Source organism: Lysobacter capsici, from assembly GCF_018732085.1.
Classification (GTDB): domain Bacteria; phylum Pseudomonadota; class Gammaproteobacteria; order Xanthomonadales; family Xanthomonadaceae; genus Lysobacter; species Lysobacter capsici_A.
The window spans coordinates 2326508-2347185 of sequence record NZ_CP076103.1; the positions used below are offsets into that span (position 1 = coordinate 2326508).

The window sequence follows — 20678 nt, forward strand, 5'->3', positions numbered from 1 at the left end:
GCTGGGCTGCCGTATTCGCGATCGCCTGCGCGACCGGCTTGTCCATGATCGTTGCGGCCGACGCGTCTGCCGATGCGAAACCCGCGAAGGCCGCGCCGGCCAGCGTGGCCGCCGTCGGCACCGCGGTCGGCGGCCTCAGCCCGGCCGAATGGACCGTGCGCTGGTGGCGCTGGGCCCACAGTTTCGTCGACGGCGCGCGGCCGTATCAGGACCCCGACGGCAGCCGCTGCGCGCTGGGCCAGGACGAAGACGGTCCGGTCTGGTTCCTGGCCGGCACCGACGGCCGCTCGCAGGTCCGGCGCCGCTGCCGGATACCGGCGGGCAAGCACCTGCTGGTGCCGGTCATCAACATGTACTTCCACGCGCCGCGCATCGGCGAGTACGCGCACCGCTGCGATCAGGTCAAGGCGCAGGTCATGGTCAACAACGAGGCCCTGGTCAGCGCGGTGGTCGTGCTCGACGGCAAGGCGCTGCCGCGGCCCGCGCGGCTGACTTCGCGCTGTTTCGACCCCTTTCCCGATGGTGACCCCGACGGCGACGAAGAAGACCGCAAGCATCCCGGTCCTTACCACGCCGCCGCCGACGGCTATTGGCTGCTGCTGCCGCCGCTGACGCCGGGCAAGCATCGCCTGGTGATCGGCGCCAACTACGGCAACGACCAGGATGCCGACTTCGGCCGGATGATCCAGAACTTCGAATACGAGCTGCAGATCGGCGAGTCGGCGATCTGATCGGCTGAACGGGCGCGCCCGCCCTGGCGCCTGTCCGGGCCAAACCGGCTGCGCGGTCGATCGGTTAGGCTGTGGGGCTGGACCGCCCCGGCCCTGTTGCGTCCGCGCCTTGCGCGGGGCGATGCCGCGACGGCTCCAGGCCGCGCCCCTGACGAGCGCGCCCGACCGCCCCCGACACACCGCCGAGGACCGTAGATGAGCCAAGCCGCCACCGCCACCGTCGATTCGCAGGGGCGCATGCCCCGCCAGATCGGTTTCATCATCGGCAACGAGGCGGCCGAGCGCTTCAGTTTCTACGGCATGCGCAACATCCTGACCTCGTTCCTGGTCGGGACCTTGCTGCTGGCGTCCACCTCCGACCTGGCCGAGCGCGAACACCTGGCCAAGGAGGTGTTCCACAGCTTCATGATCGGCACCTACTTCTTCCCGTTGCTCGGCGGCTGGCTGGCCGACCGCTATTTCGGCAAGTACAACACCGTCATCTGGTTCTCGCTGATCTACTGCGCCGGCCACGCCTGCCTGGCGCTGTTCGAACACAACCAGACCGGCTTCTACACCGGCCTGTTCCTGATCGCGTTCGGCGCCGGCGGGATAAAACCGCTGGTGGTGTCGTTCTGCGGCGACCAGTTCGACCAGAGCAACAAGCACAAGGCCAAGCTGGTGTTCGACGCGTTCTACTGGACGATCAACTTCGGCTCGCTGTTCGCCTCCTTGCTGATGCCGATCTTCCTGCGCGAATACGGCCCCAGCGTCGCCTTCGGCATTCCCGGCGCGCTGATGTTCCTGGCCACCTTCATCTTCTGGCTGGGCCGGCATCGCTACGTGCGGGTGCCGCCGACGCGCTACGCGCCCGATCCGGATTCGTTCTTCAACGTCGCCCGCACCGCGCTGACCGCCCAGGCGCCGGGGCAGGGCAATCCGGGCCTGATCGTGGCCGCGCTCGGCGTGGTGCTGGCGGTGGCGGCGCTGTCGCTGACCGTGCTGCCGGCGATGGGCTTCGTCAAGAGCGCCTGCCTGGCGCTGGGCCTGCTGATCGGTTTCGGCGGCTACGGCATTTCGCTGCAGCTCGACCGCGCCCGCGGCAAGCATCCCGACGCCGCGGTCGACGGCGTGCGCGCGGTGCTGCGCATCCTGATCGTGTTCGCCTTCGTGACCCCGTTCTGGTCGCTGTTCGACCAGAAGGCCTCGACCTGGGTCCTGCAGGGCCAGAAGATGCTGGTGCCGACCGACCTGTGGTGGTGGCCGAGCTGGCTGATCTCCGGCGAAGGCGGCTCGCGCGCGGCGGCCTCGCAGATGCAGGCGATCAACCCGCTGCTGGTGATGCTGCTGATCCCGTTCAACAACCTGCTGCTGTACCCGGCGCTGCGCCGGATCGGCCTGAACCCCACGCCGCTGCGGCGCATGGGGTTCGGCATCGTGATGGCCGGCCTGTCGTGGGTGATCGCCGCGGTGCTGCAGTTGTATATGGACGCCGGCCACCCCATGTCGCTGGCATGGCAGATCCTTCCCTACATCCTGCTGACCCTCGGCGAGGTCCTGGTCTCGGCCACCGCGCTGGAGTTTGCCTACAGCCAGGCGCCGCCGGCGATGAAGGGCGTGATCATGGCCATGTGGTACCTCACCAGCACCTTCGGCAACCTGTGGGTGATGCTGACCAACGCCGCGGTGCGCAACGAGACGGTGATCGGCCATATCGCCGCCACCGGCCTGAGCGAGAACGCCTTCCTGATGTTCTTCTTCGCCGGTTTCGCCTTCGTCGCCGCGGCGGCGTTCGGCCTGTACGCACGCAATTACCCGATGCAGGACCATTACCGCGCGGTCTGAACGCCGCCGTCCCGCATCGATGACCCGATCCGATAACAAGAGTCCGACCCGACCATGATCACCTATGTCCTGATCGCCGTGACCGTGCTGGTGTCGTGGCAGGCGTTCGAGAAACGCCGCCTGTACGAACGCCTGGTGCTGTGGCCCCCGGGCGTGGAGCGTTTCCGCCAGTACGACCGCCTGCTGACCCACGGTTTCGTGCATGCCGACTGGATGCACCTGCTGTTCAACATGATCACGCTGTACTTTTTCGGCCGCGCGGTCGAGAGCGTGTTCAGCCAGTTGGTCGGGCCGGTGGTGTTCGCCTTCTTCTACCTGTCGGCGATCGTGGTCGCGATCCTGCCCACCTACCTGCGCCATCGCAAGGACAGCGCCTACGTCAGCCTGGGCGCGTCCGGCGCGGTCTCGGCGGTGCTGTTCGCGTTCGTGCTGGTGTCGCCGTGGAGCTGGATCATCGTGTTCGTGATCCCGGTGCCGGCGGTGGTCTACGCGATCGCCTACGTCGCCTATTCGTACTGGATGGACAAGCGCGGCGGCGACAACATCAACCACAGCGCGCATCTGTCCGGCGCGATCTACGGCCTGCTGTTCATGCTGCTGATGGAGCCGCGCATGGGCCTGGTGTTCCTGGAGAAGCTGGCCAGTCCGAGCTTGCCGAGTTTCTTCGGCTGAGTCCTGCGGCTGCGGCCGGGCAGGCATCTGCAATGCGAAAACGGCGGCCATGGGCCGCCGTTTTTCGTGGTGCGCGCATTGTCGCGGCGCGCATGGAGCGATTCGATCGGCCCGGCTCAGGCGGCCATCGGGTGCTCGGGCAACGGTTCGCTTTCGCCGTAGGCGGCGGCGAGGCCGGCCTGGATTTCGGCGTCGAGTTCGCGCAGTTCGCTGCCATCGGCTTCGCCGTTGCGGGCGATTTCGTAAAGACGGGCGATCACCGCCTGGGTATGGACGTTGTCGCTGTATTGGTCGATGTGGCGAGTCATCTGGAATCCCCTTCTCTGTTTCCATGTGGACTTACTCACAGTTCCACGCATCTTTCATGCCAGCGGTTTCGGCGGTTTTCGAGGGGGCGAAGTGACGCGCGGCGTCAACAGCGGTCGGCCAGGATCAGGCGCATGACGCGATGCGGCGACTCTCACCGTCGCTCACCCGCCATGAAGGTGCCGCGTGCTAACACGACACTGCGTACGCACGCAGGCTGATGTGTTGATGGGGGCAGCCGCTATCATTCGCGCATTCGTAAAATTCGATGAGGAGTGAAGTATGGCGACCAAGAAAACCGGCAAGTCGGCAGGTAAATCGGCGACCTCCGCCAGCAAGCGCGCCGCGGTGAGCAAGACCGCGCGCAGCGCTGCCGGCAAGAGCGCGAGCAAGAAGACCGTGGCGAAGGCCGCGGGCAAGAAAGTGGCGGGCAACAAGGCCGTGACGAAGAAGGCTGTAGCCAAGAAAGTCGCGACCAAGCCGGCGGTCAACAAGACCCTCGCCAAGGCGGCCGGCAAGAAGGCCGCGGCCAAGAAACTCGCCGGCAAGAAGGCCGTGGCGAAGAAGTCGCCGGCCAAGAAATCCGTCGCCGGCAAGGTCGCGGCCAGCAAGAAGGCCGCGAGCAAGAAGGTTGCGAGCAAGAAGGTCGTCGCCAAGAAGGCCGCGCTGGGCAACAAGCGGGTCGGCAAGAGCGTTGCTTCGAGCAAGGCTGCCGCCAAGAACGTGGTCGCCAAGAAGCCGGCAGCGAAAAAGATCGCAGTGAAGAAGGCCGCGCCGAGCAAGGCGGTCGCCAAGAAAGCCGTGCCGCAGAAGGTCGCCAGCGGTAAGGCGGCGTCCAAGAAGGTCGGCAAGCCGATCGCCACCAAGAAGCCGGTGAGCAAGCAGGCTGCGCCGCAAAAGGCCGTGCGCACCGCGCAGCCTGTCGTCGCGCGCAAGCCCGCGGCGGCACCGGTCGTCGCCAACCCGGCGGCGGACAAGCGCGCCTCGGCCAAGCCCGCGGTGACGAAGAAGTCGGCTGCGCCGGTGAGCACGCCCGCGATTTCCAAGCCGGCCGCGTCCAAGCCGGCGGTCACCAAGCAAGCCGCGCCTAAGCCGGCCACAACGAAGACCGCGAGCAAGCCGGCGGCGACTGCGTCCGCGGCGAAGCCGCAAACGACGAGCGCGCGCAAGCCGGCCGCACCGGCCAAGCCGCAGCGCGCGAGCGCGCCGGCCGCCGAGTCCGCGCCGAAAGCCGCGGCGCCGGTCGTCGTTGCACCCAAGTTCGAGTCGACCTCCGCGCCGACGCCTAAGCCGAAGCCCGCGCCTAAGCGCGCCGCCGCCAAGCCCGCTGACGCTGCCGCGACTGCGACTTCGGTGCCGCAGGCTCAAGCGCCGGTCGAGACGAAGGCGCCGGCCGCGGCGAAGCCCAAGGCCGAACGCAAGCCCAAGGCTGCGCCGGCCGTGGAAGCGCCGTCGACGGTGCCGGCCGGTTCGCTGGTGGCCGCCGCATCGGGCAGCGAGGCCGCCGCGCCTGCGTTGCAATCCGAGCGTCACCAGGGCCGCGCCAGTCAGTCGGCGGATGCCGCCGGCAGCGTCGCCGCGCAGGGCGCCGCCGAAACCGCGGTCGAGGCCGAGACCGCCGCGTCCGGGTCCGACACCGCGACGTCGCCGCAGCGCGAAGACGAGGCCGCGAGCGACGCCGCCGACGAGGCCGCGCCGGCCGCTTCGAGCGACGACTCCGACGACGAAGGTTCCGGTGAGGGTTCCGGCGAAGGCGATGCAGGCCATGCCGGTGGCGAGGGCCACATCAGCGCCGAGCAGGCGCTGGAAAACACCCGTCGCCTGCTCGAAGCCAAACAGGAACAGGCGCGCACGCCGCAGCCGTGGCAGCAGCTCGACGGCGGCCATGGCGGTCACGTCCCGCAGCCCGGCCCGCAGTCCGACAGCGCCGCGCAGAAGGCCGGCGAACTGCATGCCGCCGAAAGCCGGATGGACGCGATCCAGGGCTCCAACAGCACCCAGGACCGCCACAACCAGGGCAAGCGCGACAATCGCGGATAAGCCGTGCCGCCGGGATCGTCGCCTCGCGGCGATCCCGGCGACCGCGGGTTTGGCAAGCTTGTAGCGACGCCCGATGCATGCCGTTTCGCCACCTTGAGGCGAGGCGAGGCGCGGTGCATGCAGGCTTCGCCCTCTTGCAGCGCGGCGCAGTGCATGCCGCTTCGTTCCCTGGCGGCGCGGCGCATGCGCGCCTTGCCGCTTTGTGGCGATGCTCGGCGCACGACGCTTCATCGCCGAAGCGCCCCGGCATCCGAGCATCTCCGTCTCCTTACCGCACAGGACCGCCCGATGACCGCTTCCGTACAGCACGAACCCCAGCAGCAGCGTTTCACCGTCGTCGTCGACGGCGTGCAGGCCTTGCTCGAATACCAGATGCGCGACGACCAGCTCGTCATCACCCACACCGGCGTGCCCGAGGCGATCGGCGGCCGCGGCGTCGCCAGCGACCTGGTCAAGGCCGCGTTCGAATACGCGCGCAGCAGCGGCTACAAGGTGCGTCCGGCGTGTTCCTACGCCGCCGCCTGGGCCGAGCGGCATCCTGAGTATTCGCAGTTGTTGGCGTAACGCCTCGGCTCGGCTCGGCTTGATTCGGCGAGAACCGTATTGAAGAGGGGTTCTGCGAGCGCCTGGGCCGAGCGCTATCGATCTGAGTGCGGTGCTTGATCCCGCCGCACCCAAGCGCGCCAACCATCGCCCACTTTGTAGAGGGGGCGAGCGCCCGGCGGCAATCGAGGTGGCGTAGTACCTCAGCGCGGGGGATTTGCTTTTGGCGCATTGCGCTGCGATCCCAGGCTAAGAGCAAATCCCCCCTGGCCCCCCTTTTTCAAAGGGGGGAATCCTTCGGGTAGGGGCGTCGGGAGTGGTGGCGCGGTGCTTGCGGCCGCAGTATTTTCTGAATCGGACAAGGCCCCGATGACCCCGCCCAGGCCGCCACGCTCGCCAATCCGCGGCGTCTGTGCCAGCCTACGCGCCCCCCGCCACCTGCCAGCCGGTTTTCCGGCATGCTTGCCTCATGCGTCTGAACAAACACATCAGCGACACCGGTTTCTGCTCGCGCCGCGAGGCCGACGGGCTGATCGCCGAAGGCCGGGTCACCGTCAACGGCATCCGCGGCCGGGTCGGCAGCGAGGTCGGCGAGGGCGACGAGGTCCGCATCGACGGCGAGATCGTGCGCGCCCGCGTCGCGGTCAAGGGCAAGCGCCAGCACGTCTATATCGCCTTGAACAAGCCGGTCGGCGTGGTCTGCACCACCGAATCCGGGGTCAAGGACAACATCGTCGATTTCGTCGGCCACGACCGGCGCATCTTCCCGATCGGCCGCCTCGACAAGGACTCCGAGGGCCTGATCCTGCTGACCAGCAACGGCGACATCGTCAACGAGATCCTGCGCGCCGAGAACAAGCTGGAAAAGGAATACCTGGTCGCGGTGAACCACGAGGTCACCCCCGAATTCCTGCGCGGCATGGCCCGCGGCGTGCCGATCCACGGCCAGACCACCTTGCCGTGCAAGACCGGCAAGCTCGGCCGCTTCGGTTTCCGGATCGTGCTGGTGCAGGGCCTCAACCGGCAGATCCGGCTGATGGCCTCGCACTTCGGTTTCCGGGTCAAGCAGCTGCTGCGCGCGCGCATCGGCAACGTCAAGCTCGGCCATCTCAAGCCGGGCCAATGGCGCAATCTGACCGATCCGGAACTGCAGGGCCTGCTGCCGCACCGCACCGAGTGGTGAACCGGCACACAACCGCCACGAGCGGGCGCGCGCACTGATCGGATTGGCTCGGCGATCTAGATGTCGGCGTCACGCTTTGCGCGATAATGTCGCGCGAAACATCCATGGACGTCAGTCAAAAGGATTGCTGCATGAAGCGCGTCACCGCCGTCTGTCTGCTTGCCCTGGCCCTGGCCCTGGCGGCCTGCAAGAAGGAAGCCACGCCGCCGCCGGCCGCCAACGCGCCGGCCACCCCCGCGACGCTGCCGGCGCCGGTCGCGACCGACGACGGCGCGGTCGAGCTCAAGGAAGTGGTCGAGACCACGCCCAACTACGTGGTCGGCATCACCTACGACACCCAGGCGGCCAAGTACCCGGGCCTGGCGCGCGAGCTCAAGCGTTTCGCCGACGGCGCGCGCGCCGAGCTGGTCGAGTCGGCCAACGGCCGCACCGCGAAGGAGAACCCTTCGCCGTACGAACTGTCGCTGACCTTCAACGACGTGCTCGATTCGCCCGAGATGGTCGCGGTGTCCGCCGACGGCAGCAGCTACACCGGCGGCGCCCATGCCGCGCCGCTGATCGCGCGCTTCGTCTGGCTGCCCAAGCAAAACAAGCTGCTCAAGGCCAATGAGCTGATCCCGCAGAAGGCCGGCTGGGACGCGGTCTCGCGCTACGTGCGCGAGCAGCTGCATTCGGCGCTGTCGCAGCGCATCGACGCCGACGATCCCGAGCCTGCGGTACGCGCCGAGCAGATGGAGACCGGCGCGCGCATGATCGACGACGGCACCGGCGCCGACGCGGCCAATTTCGCCATGTTCGAGCCGATCAAGGCCGCCGACGGCAAGCTCACCGGCTTGAAGTTCGTGTTCGCGCCGTACGAAGTCGGGCCGTATTCGGACGGCACCCAGATGGTCGAAGTGCCGGCGGCGGTGTTGCTGCCGCATGTGGCGCCGGAGTATCGGGCCTTGTTCGTCGGCGGGGTTTGAGCGGCCCTCACCCCGGCCCTCTCCCGTGAACGGGAGAGGGAGAAGAGCAAAAAACGCGTCACCGCCATGGCCTACCTGTAGGAGCGGCGCGAGCCCCTGTAGGAGCGGCGCGAGCCGCGACCGCGGCACCGCGCCCACCGCGACACTTGCATCGGTCTCGACACCGGCCTCCAAACCAGCCTCCAAATCAGCCCCGTAGCGACGCTCCGCAACGCTCCTCCCGCGCAACTGAGTGTTCAGCCCAAACAGCGCGTTCGGGCACATCGCGCGACAAGCGGTTTGTTATCGTGCCGACAAGCGCGATACCCCGCGCCACCCGGGTCATCCCACCCGGACAGCCGCCTCAGGATGAGCACCGGCGCGCCGCATGCGATCTCACGCAGGGCGCCGCCGACCGTTAACCGACCGAGCCCACCACGTCGAACGAGGCCGAGATGTCCGTTGCGTCGCTGCGTAAACGAGTCGAAGGGTTGCTGGCGCTGGCCGATGTGCGCATCGGCGGCGACCGGCCCTGGGATATCCAGGTCGAAGACGAGGAGTTCTATGCGCGGGTGATCGCGCAGGGCTCGCTCGGCCTGGGCGAAACCTACATGGACGGCAGCTGGCATGCGGCCTCGCTCGACGGGATGCTGGTGCGGCTGCTGCGCGCCCACGTCGACGAGCAGGTGCATGGCTGGGCCGCGATCCTCGACGGCCTGCGCGCGCATCTGATCAACCTGCAAAGCCACCGCCGCAGCTTCACCGTCGGCGAGCGCCACTACGACCTAGGCAACGATCTGTACCGGGCCATGCTAGGCAAGCGGCTGGTCTACAGCTGCGGCTATTGGCGCGACCGCGACGGCCGGCGCTTGCCGGACCTGGACTCGGCCCAGGAAGCCAAGCTCGACCTGGTCTGCCGCAAGCTCGGCCTGAAACCTGGGATGCGCGTGCTCGACATCGGCAGCGGCTGGGGCGAGGCCTTGAAGTTCGCGGCCGAGCGCTACGGCATCGTCGGGGTCGGCGTGACCGTGTCGCGCGAGCAGGCCGACTTCGCCCGCGAGCTGTGCCGGGGCCTGCCGATTGAATTCCGCTTGCAGGACTACCGCGACCTCAGCGGCAACCACGCCGACGAACGCTTCGACCGGATCTTTTCGCTCGGCATGTTCGAGCACGTCGGCTACAAGAACTACGCGACCTATTTCGACGTCGCGCTGCGCTGCCTGGACCGCGACAGCGACGACGGCGGCCTGTTCCTGCTGCACACCATCGGCGGCAATAAATCGGTGACCCACACCGACCCGTGGATCGCCAAGTACATCTTCCCCAATTCGATGCTGCCCTCGGCCCAGCAGATTGCCGAGCAGGTCGAAGGCCGCTTCGTGATCGAGGACTGGCATAACTTCAGCACCGACTACGACCTGACCCTGCAGGCCTGGCGCGACAACGTCGAAGCGGCCTGGGAGCATCTGGACGCGCGGTACGACGAACGCTTCCGGCGCATGTGGCGGTTCTACCTGGCCGCGTCGATGGCGACCTTCCGCAGCCGCCACGCGCAGCTGTGGCAGGTGGTGCTGTCGCCCGAGGGCGTGCCGGGAGGGTACGTCGCACCGCGGTGAGCGGGGCGAGGCGGTGGCCGGGGTTTCGCGGTAGCTGACGTGTCGCGGTCGCGGCTCGCGCCGCTCCTACAGGTAGGTCATGTCGTTGCGGACTCGCCCCTGTAGGAGCGGCGCGAGCCGCGACCGCGAACTTACGACAACGACGATCGCTTCACGAAGGCGACGACGACCTCAGCGCCGCCGCCGTCGCTTCGATCTCAGGTCTGCTGTTCCTGCGCCAGCTTGCTATGGCGAATGCCATACCCGAAATACACCAGCAGCCCCAGGCTCAGCCAGATCAGGAAGATCAGCCAGGTGATCGCGGCGAGCTCGGACAGCAGCCAGATCGAGAAGCCGATGCCGACGATCGGAATGAGCGGTACCAGCGGGGTGCGGAAGGAACGGAACAGGTCCGGCTTGCGCACGCGCAGCACCCACACCGACGCGCAGATGATGATGAAGGCCGACAGCACGCCGATGTTGACCAGCTTGGCGACTTCGCCGATCGGCAGGAAGCCGGCGACCAGCGCGGTGAACACGCCCAGCACGATGGTCGGGCGGTGCGGGGTGCCGTACTTCGGATGGATCTTGGCGAACCAGCCCGGCAGCAGGCCGTCGCGCGACAGCGAGAACCAGATCCGCGCCGCGCCCAGCATGAAGGCGAACAACACGCTGGCGATGCCGATCACCGCCGAGAACGCGATCGCCTTGGCGATCCACGGCAGGCCGAGCGCGGCGAACGCGTCCGACACCGGCGCGTCGCCGCCGAGGGTGGAGTAGTGGGCGATGCCGGTGAGCACCAGCGACACCGCCAGGTACAGCACCATCGACACGCCCAGCGACAGCAGCACCGCGCGCGGCAGATCGCGTTGCGGGTTCCTGGATTCCTCGGCCGCGGTGGTCAGGGTGTCGTAGCCGAACACCGCGAAGAACACCACCGCCGCGGCGGTGCCGACGCCGGCGAAGCCGAAGTGGCCCACGCCGTTCGCATCGATCACGCGCTCGGGAATGAACGGCGTCCAGTTGGCGGTATTGATGTAGAACACGCCCACGCCGATCACCAGCAGCACCGCGAGGACCTTGATCGCCACGATGATGGTGTTGAAGCGCGCGCCCCATTCGGTGCGGAACACCAGCAGCGCCGAGACCGCCAGGGTCACGCCGGCGGCGATCACGTTGAACACCCGGCCTTCGCCGGTGCCGATCGCGCCCTGCGCCCACACCGGCAGATGGATGCCGACGCCTTCGAGCAGCACCTGCACATAGCCCGACCAGCCGATCGCCACCACCGCGACGATCAATGCGTATTCCAGCAACAGGTCCCAGCCGATCAGCCACGCCGCCAGTTCGCCCAGGGTGGCGTAGCTGTAGGTGTAGGCGCTGCCGGTGACCGGGATCATCCCGGCGAACTCGGCGTAGCACAGCGCCGCCGCGGCGCTGGCGATGCCGGCGATCAGGAACGCCAGCGCGACCGCCGGACCGGCGTTCTCCGCGGCCTGCTGGCCGGCGAGCACGAACACGCCCACGCCGATGATGCCGCCGATGCCGATCGCGGTGAGCTGCCACAGCCCCAGCACGCGGCGGAAGTCCGTGCGCTTGCCGGCCTCCGCCTGCAATTGTTCAACCGATTTGTGCCGCAGGATCTTCGCGACCAGGCTCATCGAATGCTCTCCCCGAGTGACGCCGCATCATAGCCGCTGCCGGGCCGGACGGTGGCGCATGGTCCGCAGCCCGCGTCGCTCACAGTTTCCAAGTCGGTTCGTTTGTGTAGCTCGCAAGTCCAATCAACACGACAGGAGCGAGTAATGAACGAAAAGTGGAACCGATCTTTTTCCGAACTGATCCGGCGCAGCCGCCCGGCCTATTGGGGCAATTGGGCGCTCAACGCGCAGGTCCAGCCCGGTGCGATCGGCATCGTCGACCCGCAATCGGGCGACTTCCGTCTGGTGGCCGAGACCATGCCGAACCTCAAGGTCAAACGCCTGCCGGTGTCCAACTCCTGGCAGCTGTTGTCGGAAAAGGTCTCGCGCACCGAGGCCAAGGCCGACATCAGCGGTGAAGTCACCGATCCCGATACCGGCGTCAAGGGCGAGGCCGGCGTCGAGGTCAGCTGGTCGATGTCGCAGGAAGGCTCGATCGCGTCGGAGTTCTCGCTGCGCGAAGAGGCCTATCTGGAAGAACTGACCCAGGTCGAGAAGAACCAGGCCTGGCTGGCCCAGCAGGCGGCCGGCGTGGGCTTCGGCGGCAACGGCGAGATCGCCCAGGGCTTCGGCGTGATCACCGGCGTGCTGTACGCCAACAGCGGCCTCAACGTGGGCTCGCAGGCGAAGGACTCGGCGTTCGCGATCGCCGGCCGCGCCAGCGCGGTGCATGAAATGCTCGGCGGCGCGACCGCCAAGGGTTCGTTCACCTCGGTGCGCAAGGCCAAGAGCATCGACAAGCACCTGTGGCCGGATCACGCCAACACGATCGCGTCGGGCCCGGTGCCGATCGCGTACACCTTCGCCTCGTTCGAAGGCAAGCTGCTGATCCCGAACTGGGTCAGCAAGATCGGCGGGTTCGAGATCTTCTTCAGCAACCGGCCCGGCAGCACCTACATCGTCGCGATCGAACTGAGCTACAAGGTCGGCGACAAGACCCATAACGATTCGTTCGAAATCAGCGGCGGCCTGTCGCGCACGGTCGGCAACATTCCGTTGAACGCCACCGACATCCGGGTCAAGGCGCGTTTCAAGGGCGTGATCAACAGCGACACCTACGAGCGCAGCTGGGCGCGTCCGCTGGGCCAGTGGCTGACCGGGCAGCGCCACATCGACATGTACGGCGTGTGGCCGGGCGCGACGCAGTTCTCGGTGCGCGAAGAGCCGCAGAGCGGCGGCTGATATCACATCAACAACGTAGGGCCCCGGCGCGCGACGCGCCGGGGCCGGGAGTCGAAACTCATGCCGTACGAATACGTAACCAGCTTCAACCCGAAGAAACTGCAGAAAATGCAGGACCCCGAGGCCACTCAAGCGGTGCTGCAGGAAATCGAGACCCTGGCCGGGCAGACCGAGCCGGTCAAGGGCGATCAGATCAATCAGTGGCTGGGCCTGCTCGCCCAGAGCGAGATCATGGCGCAGAAGTGGAAGGGCGGCGGCACCCTGATCGAGGTCTATCCCAGCGGCAAGAAGAACGAAGACCGGATCATGATGTCGGTGTCCGACGGCGTGGTTGATATCCAGGACGTCGGCGTCAGTCGGCACTGATCGGTGCGGTCTACACGCGGCGCCGCGTGGCCGCCCGGTTCGATCCGCGTGTCGCACCGTGTGCGGATGCCGTGCCGCCGCCGCGCGCGTAAACCATAAGCACAGCGAGGCGGCCTCAAGATCGCCAAAATCGGCTCCCCTCTTTGGAAAAGAGGAGTTGTGGGAGATTCGCTTTTCGCCCGGCCGCCACTGTTCCGGTGACGCCCGGCTTATTGCGTGAACCAGCATCGCAGCGCTGCCGCGACAACGTCACCGGCTTATCCACCGATGCGTCGATTGTCATCCAACCCGGCCAGACTGGACGCGCGGCGCTGTCGCCGCGCGTCCTTCGCTTGTCCGAGTTAGGATTCCCGCATGCCGCTTTCCCATGCACCGCGCCGGGCCCTGGCCGCGTTGGCGCTGTTGACCGCCAGCCTGGCCGCCGTCGCCCTCGACCGGACCCCCGCCATGACCGACGCCTCGCCGCCCGCCGCCGCGCTCGGCCAGCACGGATTGATCGTGATCGCCCACCGCGGCGCCAGCGGCTATCGGCCCGAACACACGCTGGAGGCCTACCGCCTGGCGATCCAGATGGGCGCCGACTTCATCGAACCCGACCTCGTCGCCACCCGCGACGGTGAACTGGTGGTCCGCCACGAGAACGAAATCTCCGGCACCACCGACGTCGCCGATCATCCCGAATTCGCCGCGCGCAAGACCACCAAGCTCATCGACGGCGAGAGCCTGACCGGCTGGTTCACCGAGGACTTCACCCTCGCCGAACTCAAGACCCTGCGCGCCAAGGAACGCATACCGCAGATCCGCCCGGGCAATACCCGCTTCGACGGGCAGTTCCAGATCGCCACGTTCAAGGAAGTGATCGCGCTGGCGCGGCAGGAAAGCCGCGACGGCCGCACCATCGGTATCTACCCGGAAACCAAGCACCCGACCTGGTTCGCCAGCGAAGGCAAGCACCTCGACGGTACGCCGATCGGGATTTCGCTCGGCGAGAAACTGGTGGCGACGCTGGTCAGCGAAGGCTTCACCGATCCGCGCCGCGTGTACATCCAGAGTTTCGAAGTCGCCAACCTGATCGAACTCAAGCAGCGCATCCTGCCCAAGGCCGGCATCGATCTGCCGTTGGTGCAGTTGTACGGCGATTTCCAGCGCGATCGGCCCTACGACTTCGTCTACAACGCAGGCCGGCATGCCGATCTGAAGGCGATCTACGGCGGCTTGATCGAGGCGATCCCCGGCGGCCTCGACGGCCAGACACCGTTCGCGGCGCTGACCGAAGCCGATGCGCTGGCGTGGATGAAGCAGCATTACGTGTCGGGCCTGGGCCCGTCGACCGCCAGCCTGATTTCGCGCGCGCCGCTGCCGGCCAAGCGCGACGCCGATGGCGACGGCCGCGCGCTGCTGGGTACGCGCAACACCGGTTTCGTCCATCCCGTGCTCGGCCGCGCGCTGGCGCTGGGATTGCAGGTCCACCCGTACACGGTGCGCGCCGAAGAGCCGTTCCTGACCCAGACCGCGAACGGCGTCGACCAGAGCGCGCTGGCGCAGGCCTTGCAGCTGTACGGCCTGGGCGTGCAAGGGTTCTTCATCGACCAGCCCGATATCGGCGTGGCGGCGCGCAAGTTGTTTCTGGAGCAGAGCCGGATCGTCGCACCGGCATCGCGTTGATCGGCGTGATAGCCACGCCGTGTAGCGGCGACATTCGCCCCCTGTAGGAGCGGCGTGAGCCGCGACCGCGGACCGATACGTTCGCGGCGCCTGCTGGATGCGCGGTCGCGGCTCGCGCCGCTCCTACAGGGAGCCGATGCGGATTGCGCCGTGGCTCACGCACCCGCGTGGTCGCGTCAGCCGACTGTAGGAGCGCCGCGAGTCGCGACCGCGTGCCGACACGTTCGCGGCGCTTGCGCGGCGTCTGCTGGATGCGCGGTCGCGGCTCGCGCCGCTCCTGCAGGGGGCCGATGCTGATTGCGCCGTGGCTCACGCACCCGCGTGGTTGCGTCAGCCGACTGTAGGAGCGCCGCAAGTCGCGACCGCGTGCTGACACGTTCGCGGCGCTTGCGCGGCGTCTGCTGGATGCGCGGTCGCGGCTCGCGCCGCTCCTACAGGGGGCCGATGTCGTTTGCGCCGTGGCTCACACACTCGCGTAGTCGCGTCAGCCGACTGTAGGAGCGCCGCAAGTCGCGACCGCGTGCTGACACGTTCGCGGCGCTTGCGCGGCGTCTGCTGGATGCGCGGTCGCGGCTCGCGCCGCTCCTGCAGGGGGCCGCGTGGCCATGTCGCGATACGGGCAGCCACGCGGGACCTGCGCAACTCAGCCCAGCGCAGCCTGCAAGGTCGCACCGCAATCGGCCTGCAGCTTCAAGGTGGCGATATCGTCGGCGCGAGTGACGCCGCGGTTGAGCAGGGCCAGCGGCAGGCCGGCTTCGCGCGCGGCGCGGGCGAAGCGAAAGCCCGAATAGACCATCAGCGAAGAACCCACCACCAACATCGCATCGGCCTGCGCCAGCGCCTGCTGCGCCGCGGCGACGCGCGCGCGCGGTACGTTTTCGCCGAAGAACACCACATCGGGTTTGATCAGTCCGCCGCACTGCTCGCACACCGGCGTGGCGAAGCGTTCGAACGCTAGGCCTTCCAGGTCGGCGTCGCCGTCGGGCAGCGCCGCGGCGCCCAGGTCGAGCCAGTCGGGATTGCGCTGCGCCAGTTCCGCCTGCAACGACTCGCGGTCGCGCCGCGCGCCGCAATCCAGGCAGACCACTTCGTCGAGCCGGCCGTGCAGGTCGACCACGTCGCGGCTGCCGGCGCGCGCGTGCAGGCCGTCGACGTTCTGGGTCACCAGGGTGGTGTGGGTATCGTCGCTTTGCTGCCAGCGCGCCAAGGCGGTGTGTCCGCGGTTGGGCTGCGCACCGGCAAACCCCGGCCAGCCGACGAAGCTGCGCGCCCAGTAGCGGGCGCGGGCGCGCGCATCGCCGACGAAGGCGCGAAAATCGATCGGCGGCTTGCGCTGCCAGGCGCCGCTTTCGTCGCGGTAATGCGGGATGCCCGAATCGGTGCTGATGCCGGCGCCGGTCAGCACGAACACGCGCCGATGCGGACGCAGCCAATCGCGCAGCCTCTGCGCGGCGTCGGTGTCGATGGGCAAGGCGGATGCGTCGGTGTTCATGCGGCGGACGGCCGGATCGTGGCGGAGGGCTGAATGGGAGATGGTGGCGTTCCAGGCCAATCCAAGCCGGATGGGGCGTGGCGCGAACCTGGACGGCCTCGGCCATTGCCGTTGGCCGCGCGCGGTCGATTACAGGTCGAGCGGACGTATCAGCTTCACCGGTCCCAACCGGTCGCGTTCGGCATCGCTGTCGTCGGGGTCGTGATCGAAGAACACGCTGCCGTAGTCGTCGCCGAGGAAGGCGCGGCCTTCGATCCAGACGATGCACCAGCCAGGCGCCTGGCTCGGACCGTGCCGGGTTCCGTCGCAGACGGTCGAGCATTGCAGGGCGATCGACAGTTCGCGCGCCAGTTGCAGGCCCAATTCGTAGGCATCGCGGCCGGACAGATCGAGGATATCGAGCAGGAACCCGAACTCGCTGGGATTGGACCGCACGGTGAGGAATACGTTGGCCGCATCGTTCTCCTCCAGACGCTCCCATGCAGGCTCGCCCCACTGCAGCCGTGCATCCGGCGCATGCCGCGCGATCGCGGCCTCGACCGCGGCGCGGTCCGGTGACTTGGACAATCCGACGTACATCATGGGCTGGACGCGGCAGTCGCGAGGCTTTCGATCATAGCTCGCAGGCGTGTGGCGACAAGAAGGCCGCCCGGATCGCTCCGGGCGGCCTGGCGACCGCGAAGGGGTGTTCGCGGACCGCCGGGGGAAGGTCGAGCTCCGGTCGCGCGCGCCAGGCGCGTGCCGGTGCTCACCGGACCACATCGCTCATCGCCTCACGCCGCTCACTGCACCACATCGCTCACCACACCACACCCGCGCCGACCGTCACGCCGACATCGCCGCGCGAATTGCTGTTGCCCGACACCTTGTACACATAGCGGCCGTCCTCGGTGATGGTCGAGATGCCGATCGCGAAGCCACTTTCGCCGCGGAACGAGCTGGCCGCGATCGCCGCCATGCTCTTGCCGGGCATGTACGACTGCGGCAGGCCCGCGACCGCCATCGCCGAGGCCACGCCGGCGCTGGCCTTGTCGTCGAGCTGGCCGATCTCGCGACGCAGGGTGTTGCCCCAGTTGTCGGTGTACTGGTTGGAGGTGTTGATCGCCCGGTTCACGCCTTCGTTGAGCTGCTGCACGTTGACCGCGTCGGTGTTGGCGGTGCCGGCGCGGACGTTGCGGATGTTGACCGCCGCGCCGCCGTTGTTGAGCGTGACCTGGGTGTTGTTGACGCTGCCGTCGACGTTGGTGTCGTAGCGCACGGTGCCCGACTGCGACGCCTTGAGCTGAGCGACGTTGACCGCATCGTTGTCCTGCGCGCCGGCGGCGACGTTGACGATCTGCCGCTGTTGCCCGGCATTGCCGACCGAAACCGTGTTGGCGCGATCGGCCACCGCGCCCTGGCCGAGCGCGACCGCGCCCGACGCGGTGACGCTGGCGCTTTCGCCGATCGCGACCGCGTTGGTCGCGCTGGCGGCGATGTTGCTGTTGGCGCCGACCGCGGTGCTGCCGTCGGCGTTGACCCGCGCATTGCCGCCGACCGCGGTGTCGTTGGCGCCGGCGGCGTAGCTGTCGCCGCCGATCGCGGTGGCGTGGGTGCCGCCGGCGTTGGCGCTGGCGCCGACCGCGACGCCGCGCGAGCCGGCCGCGACCGAGGCATTGCCGGTGCCGTCGATGGCGATGCGCGGATCGGGCCCGGGATTGCCCGGCGGCAGGTTGTCGATGCGGTTGTTGATGTTGGTCAGGCTGGCATCGACCGCGGCGAAGGCGGCGCCGACGTTGCTGTAGTTGCCGCCCTGGACGGTGAAGTTCGGCGCGCCGAACACGCCGCCGTTGAACAGCGAACCGCCGCCGAAGATCGAGGCGACCGCCGCGCCGATGTCGTGGATCTGGCCGCCGTTGACCGCCTGCAGGCTGCCGGCGGCGATCTGGCCGTTGGCGAGGTTGTCCAGCGTGGTGCCGGTGCCGGCCGGTCCGCGCAGGGTGATCGCGCCGTAGTCGGGATTGCCGGTGCCGTCGTCGTCGTACTGCACGGCGAAGGCGTTGCCGGCGTTGATGTTGCCGTCCAGCGCGCTCAGCGCCGAACCCACGTCGTTGTAGGTGTTGCCGCCGATCAGATAATTCGGCGCGGTGAAGCTGCCGCCGGCGTTGAACACCGAGCCGCCGCCGAACAGGTTGGCGATCGAGGTGCCCAGGCCGAAGATCTGCCCGCCGTTGACGCCCTGCAGACTGCCGGCGGCGATCTGGCCGGCGGCGAGGTTGTCGAGCACGGTCCCGGTGCCGGCCGGGCCGGCGAGGGTGATGTTGCCGTAGTCGGGATTGCCGGTGCCGTCGTCGTCGTAACGCACGGCGAAGGCATTGGCGCCGCTGACGCCGCCGTCGAGCGCGGCCAGCGCGGCGCCGACGTTGTTGTAGCCGGTGCCGCCGATGACGTAGTTCGGCGCGGTGAAGGTACCGCCGGCGTTGAACGCCGCGCCGCCGCCGAACACCGCCGCGGTGGCACCGCCGACCGCGAAGATCTGCCCGCCGTTGACCGCTTCCAGGCTGCCGGCCGCGATCTGGCCCGCGGCGAGATTGCCGATCAAGGTGCCGGTGCCGGCCGGCCCGCGTAGGGTGATCGCCCCGTAGTTCGGATTGCCGGCGCCGTCGTCGTTGTACTGCACCGAGAACGCATCGGCATTGGCCAGGCCGGTGTTGATCGCCGCCAGCGCCGAGCCGACGTTGTTGTAGCCGTTGCCTTCGATGACGTAGTTCGGCGCGGTCACGGTGCCGTCCGCGGCGACGCCCGCGCCGCCGCCGAGGCGTTGCGCGTTGGAGGCGCTGATCGCGAACACCTGAGCGCCGTTGATCGCCTGGGTGCTGCCGGCGTTGACCAGGCCGGCGCGCACGTTCGAAATCGTCGTGCCGCCTGCGCCTTGCAGGGTGACGTTGGCGAAGTCGGGCGTGCCGCCGAGGTCGTTGTACTTGACCGCGAACGGATCGGCCGCCGCGGTCGACAACGCGCCCTGCAACTGGGCGAGGTTGACCGCGTCGGTGCCGTTGCTGCCGGCGGCGACGTTGGTGAGCTTGCGGGTCGCGCCGGCCGCGCCGATCGAGACCTCGCCCGAGGACGTCTGCGGCGCGACCAGGCCGAACGCGGTGTAGCCGGCCTGTGCGCCGACCGCGGTGCTCGAACCCGCGCCGAGCGCGACGCTGTTGGCGTGGGTGGAGGTCGCGCCGAAGCCCAGGATGGTCTGGCGGTTGGCGTTGCCGAAGCTGTTGTCGCCGATCACCACCGAATTGCCCAGGCGCGCGGCGTAGTTGGTGTCGGGACCGCCGGTGAAGCCGGCCGCGGCGGCGGTGATGGTGGGCAGTTGATGGCGCGCGTTGGTGCCCATCACGATGGTGTTGGAACCGTTGGCGTAGCTGCCGTCGCCGATGATGGTCTGGTTGTTCTGCGCGGCGTTGGTGCGCCAGGTGCAGGCCAGGCCGATGATGATGCACGAGGCGCTGTTGTTGTTGCCGGTGTAGTTGCTGTCCTGGAACTGGATGTAGCTGTCGGACTGCACCGCGCCGATCAGGGTCAGGTGATTGGCCGGCTGGTTGCCGTCCAGATCGAGCACGTTCGGCGCCTGCACCAGGTTGAGGATCAGCGACAGGTACGAGTAATTGAAATTGGCGCGATCGATGGTCAGGCAGCCGCTGCCGAGCAGACCGCAGGCTTGATAGTCGTTGCCCAGCAGCCAGTTGCTCAGGTAGGCGCTGATGCCGGGCAGGGTGTTGTTCAACGCCGGCGGCGGTTCGATCACGCTCATCGGCGAGACCATGCCGCCGCCGTCGAAGGCGCTGGCCGAACTCCAGCTGGCGCGGTTGGGCATGCCGTCGAAGACCAAGGGCAGCAGTGGCGCTTCGCTGTCGAGCACGGCATCGCTGGTGCTGGCTTCGGACTTGGCAGTGTCGTCGCCGACGATCCTGGACGCCGCGGTTTCGGCCTCGCTCTTGGCCGCGGATTCCAGGTCGGCCGCGCTCGCGGCGATGGGCAGCAGCCCCATCAGCCCGACGGCGATGCATCCGCTCAACAGACCCATGCGCATGCGTCGTGCGCGTTCCGGCGCCTGGTAGGCGAGGGGCGTTTGCTTGCCGTGGTTCGGGTTGCGTGTGGTCATGACAGCCTCCGTCATTCGATAGCGGTAGGCCGATCGACATCGGGGGCGGAACGGGTGGTGGTGAATGCGTTGCAAGCTGGCCGCGGGGCCGCGATGTGTTCCCCTTTCCCCCTGATGCCGAGACTGCCGTGTTCGCTGGCGCGGTCAGTGCATCGGCGATTTCAGGCTAGGCGCGGCGCGGGGTGCAATACACTCACCGCTGCTCACGCTTCAGCTTGACGCTCAGGCAACGAAAAACGGCGGCCGCAGTGGCCGCCGTTCTGCGTTTGGGCATCGCGATCAGGACGCCGCGAT

At 68.1% G+C, this 20678-nt stretch carries 15 protein-coding genes and 1 pseudogene; 11 read left to right on the plus strand and 5 right to left on the minus strand.

The annotated features are described in order from the left end of the window. The first annotated feature begins 44 nt into the window (after nucleotides 1-44). The 3 genes from KME82_RS09665 to KME82_RS09675 all read left to right on the plus strand — a co-directional run bounded on the left by KME82_RS09665 (nucleotide 45) and on the right by KME82_RS09675 (nucleotide 3227). Nucleotides 45-731, plus strand: coding sequence for a hypothetical protein (locus KME82_RS09665; protein ID WP_215498312.1), 687 nt, complete (start codon nucleotides 45-47; stop codon nucleotides 729-731). A 195-nt stretch (nucleotides 732-926) separates the two neighbouring features. Continuing rightward, a complete protein-coding gene (locus KME82_RS09670) occupies nucleotides 927-2555 on the plus strand; it encodes an oligopeptide:H+ symporter (RefSeq protein ID WP_215498313.1) in 1629 nt (542 codons plus the stop codon). 54 nt (nucleotides 2556-2609) lie between these two features. Beyond that, complete coding sequence (locus KME82_RS09675) at nucleotides 2610-3227, plus strand: rhomboid family intramembrane serine protease (protein WP_215498314.1); 618 nt, start codon at nucleotides 2610-2612, stop codon at nucleotides 3225-3227. A 116-nt stretch (nucleotides 3228-3343) separates the two neighbouring features. Here KME82_RS09675 and KME82_RS09680 read toward each other — a convergent pair whose 3' ends face one another. Beyond that, on the minus strand, nucleotides 3344-3535 hold the full coding sequence (locus KME82_RS09680; protein WP_215498315.1) for a hypothetical protein: 192 nt from the start codon (nucleotides 3533-3535) through the stop codon (nucleotides 3344-3346). 280 nt (nucleotides 3536-3815) lie between these two features. Between KME82_RS09680 and KME82_RS09685 the strand changes: the two genes are divergently transcribed. The 5 genes and pseudogenes from KME82_RS09685 to cfa form a co-directional block, all read left to right on the plus strand. After that, the gene (locus KME82_RS09685) at nucleotides 3816-5573 is read left to right on the plus strand and encodes a hypothetical protein (protein WP_215498316.1); all 1758 of its coding nucleotides are present in this window, start codon (nucleotides 3816-3818) and stop codon (nucleotides 5571-5573) included. Between the two features lie 288 nt (nucleotides 5574-5861). Then, nucleotides 5862-6137, plus strand: a complete 276-nt coding sequence (locus tag KME82_RS09690) for a GNAT family N-acetyltransferase (protein WP_215498317.1) — start codon at nucleotides 5862-5864, stop codon at nucleotides 6135-6137. Nucleotides 6138-6585: 448 nt separating this feature from the next. Further along, nucleotides 6586-7299, plus strand: coding sequence for a pseudouridine synthase (locus KME82_RS09695; protein ID WP_036112674.1), 714 nt, complete (start codon nucleotides 6586-6588; stop codon nucleotides 7297-7299). Between the two features lie 131 nt (nucleotides 7300-7430). After that, nucleotides 7431-8264, plus strand: coding sequence for a DUF3298 and DUF4163 domain-containing protein (locus KME82_RS09700; protein WP_215498318.1), 834 nt, complete (start codon nucleotides 7431-7433; stop codon nucleotides 8262-8264). 431 nt (nucleotides 8265-8695) lie between these two features. Next, nucleotides 8696-9859, plus strand: a pseudogene (gene cfa / locus KME82_RS09705) (cyclopropane fatty acyl phospholipid synthase); the annotation flags it as partial. Nucleotides 9860-10056: 197 nt separating this feature from the next. Here cfa and KME82_RS09710 read toward each other — a convergent pair. Then, the gene (locus tag KME82_RS09710) at nucleotides 10057-11499 is read right to left on the minus strand and encodes an amino acid permease (protein ID WP_215498320.1); all 1443 of its coding nucleotides are present in this window, start codon (nucleotides 11497-11499) and stop codon (nucleotides 10057-10059) included. A gap of 144 nt (nucleotides 11500-11643) precedes the next feature. On the opposite strand from KME82_RS09710, the gene KME82_RS09715 reads away from it, so the two are divergent. The 3 genes from KME82_RS09715 (at nucleotide 11644) to KME82_RS09725 (ending at nucleotide 14751) form a co-directional block, all read left to right on the plus strand. Beyond that, the gene (locus tag KME82_RS09715) at nucleotides 11644-12720 is read left to right on the plus strand and encodes a hypothetical protein (protein WP_215498321.1); all 1077 of its coding nucleotides are present in this window, start codon (nucleotides 11644-11646) and stop codon (nucleotides 12718-12720) included. Nucleotides 12721-12780: 60 nt separating this feature from the next. Beyond that, nucleotides 12781-13086, plus strand: a complete 306-nt coding sequence (locus tag KME82_RS09720) for a hypothetical protein (protein ID WP_215498322.1) — start codon at nucleotides 12781-12783, stop codon at nucleotides 13084-13086. A gap of 354 nt (nucleotides 13087-13440) precedes the next feature. Next, entirely contained in the window at nucleotides 13441-14751 is a 1311-nt protein-coding gene (locus KME82_RS09725) for a glycerophosphodiester phosphodiesterase family protein (protein ID WP_252255680.1), read from the plus strand. A gap of 643 nt (nucleotides 14752-15394) precedes the next feature. Here KME82_RS09725 and KME82_RS09730 read toward each other — a convergent pair. The 3 genes from KME82_RS09730 to KME82_RS09740 form a co-directional block, all read right to left on the minus strand. Next, nucleotides 15395-16243, minus strand: a complete 849-nt coding sequence (locus tag KME82_RS09730) for an NAD-dependent protein deacetylase (RefSeq protein WP_215498323.1) — start codon at nucleotides 16241-16243, stop codon at nucleotides 15395-15397. Nucleotides 16244-16372: 129 nt separating this feature from the next. Further along, nucleotides 16373-16810, minus strand: a complete 438-nt coding sequence (locus tag KME82_RS09735) for a hypothetical protein (RefSeq protein ID WP_215498324.1) — start codon at nucleotides 16808-16810, stop codon at nucleotides 16373-16375. Between the two features lie 232 nt (nucleotides 16811-17042). After that, nucleotides 17043-20384 (minus strand): YadA-like family protein, encoded by a 3342-nt coding sequence (locus tag KME82_RS09740; RefSeq protein WP_215498325.1) that lies wholly within the window; start codon nucleotides 20382-20384, stop codon nucleotides 17043-17045. Between the last annotated feature and the right edge of the window lie 294 nt (nucleotides 20385-20678).

What these genes read in the sequence shown, in the direction of transcription:
- KME82_RS09665 (WP_215498312.1), top strand. Translation starts at nt 45, where the DNA reads ATGATCGTTGCGGCCGACGCGTCTGCCGATGCGAAACCCGCGAAGGCC.
- KME82_RS09670 (WP_215498313.1), top strand. Translation starts at nt 927, where the DNA reads ATGAGCCAAGCCGCCACCGCCACCGTCGATTCGCAGGGGCGCATGCCC.
- KME82_RS09675 (WP_215498314.1), top strand. Translation starts at nt 2,610, where the DNA reads ATGATCACCTATGTCCTGATCGCCGTGACCGTGCTGGTGTCGTGGCAG.
- KME82_RS09680 (WP_215498315.1), bottom strand. Translation starts at nt 3,535, where the DNA reads ATGACTCGCCACATCGACCAATACAGCGACAACGTCCATACCCAGGCG.
- KME82_RS09685 (WP_215498316.1), top strand. Translation starts at nt 3,816, where the DNA reads ATGGCGACCAAGAAAACCGGCAAGTCGGCAGGTAAATCGGCGACCTCC.
- KME82_RS09690 (WP_215498317.1), top strand. Translation starts at nt 5,862, where the DNA reads ATGACCGCTTCCGTACAGCACGAACCCCAGCAGCAGCGTTTCACCGTC.
- KME82_RS09695 (WP_036112674.1), top strand. Translation starts at nt 6,586, where the DNA reads ATGCGTCTGAACAAACACATCAGCGACACCGGTTTCTGCTCGCGCCGC.
- KME82_RS09700 (WP_215498318.1), top strand. Translation starts at nt 7,431, where the DNA reads ATGAAGCGCGTCACCGCCGTCTGTCTGCTTGCCCTGGCCCTGGCCCTG.
- KME82_RS09710 (WP_215498320.1), bottom strand. Translation starts at nt 11,499, where the DNA reads ATGAGCCTGGTCGCGAAGATCCTGCGGCACAAATCGGTTGAACAATTG.
- KME82_RS09715 (WP_215498321.1), top strand. Translation starts at nt 11,644, where the DNA reads ATGAACGAAAAGTGGAACCGATCTTTTTCCGAACTGATCCGGCGCAGC.
- KME82_RS09720 (WP_215498322.1), top strand. Translation starts at nt 12,781, where the DNA reads ATGCCGTACGAATACGTAACCAGCTTCAACCCGAAGAAACTGCAGAAA.
- KME82_RS09725 (WP_252255680.1), top strand. Translation starts at nt 13,441, where the DNA reads ATGCCGCTTTCCCATGCACCGCGCCGGGCCCTGGCCGCGTTGGCGCTG.
- KME82_RS09730 (WP_215498323.1), bottom strand. Translation starts at nt 16,243, where the DNA reads ATGAACACCGACGCATCCGCCTTGCCCATCGACACCGACGCCGCGCAG.
- KME82_RS09740 (WP_215498325.1), bottom strand. Translation starts at nt 20,384, where the DNA reads ATGACCACACGCAACCCGAACCACGGCAAGCAAACGCCCCTCGCCTAC.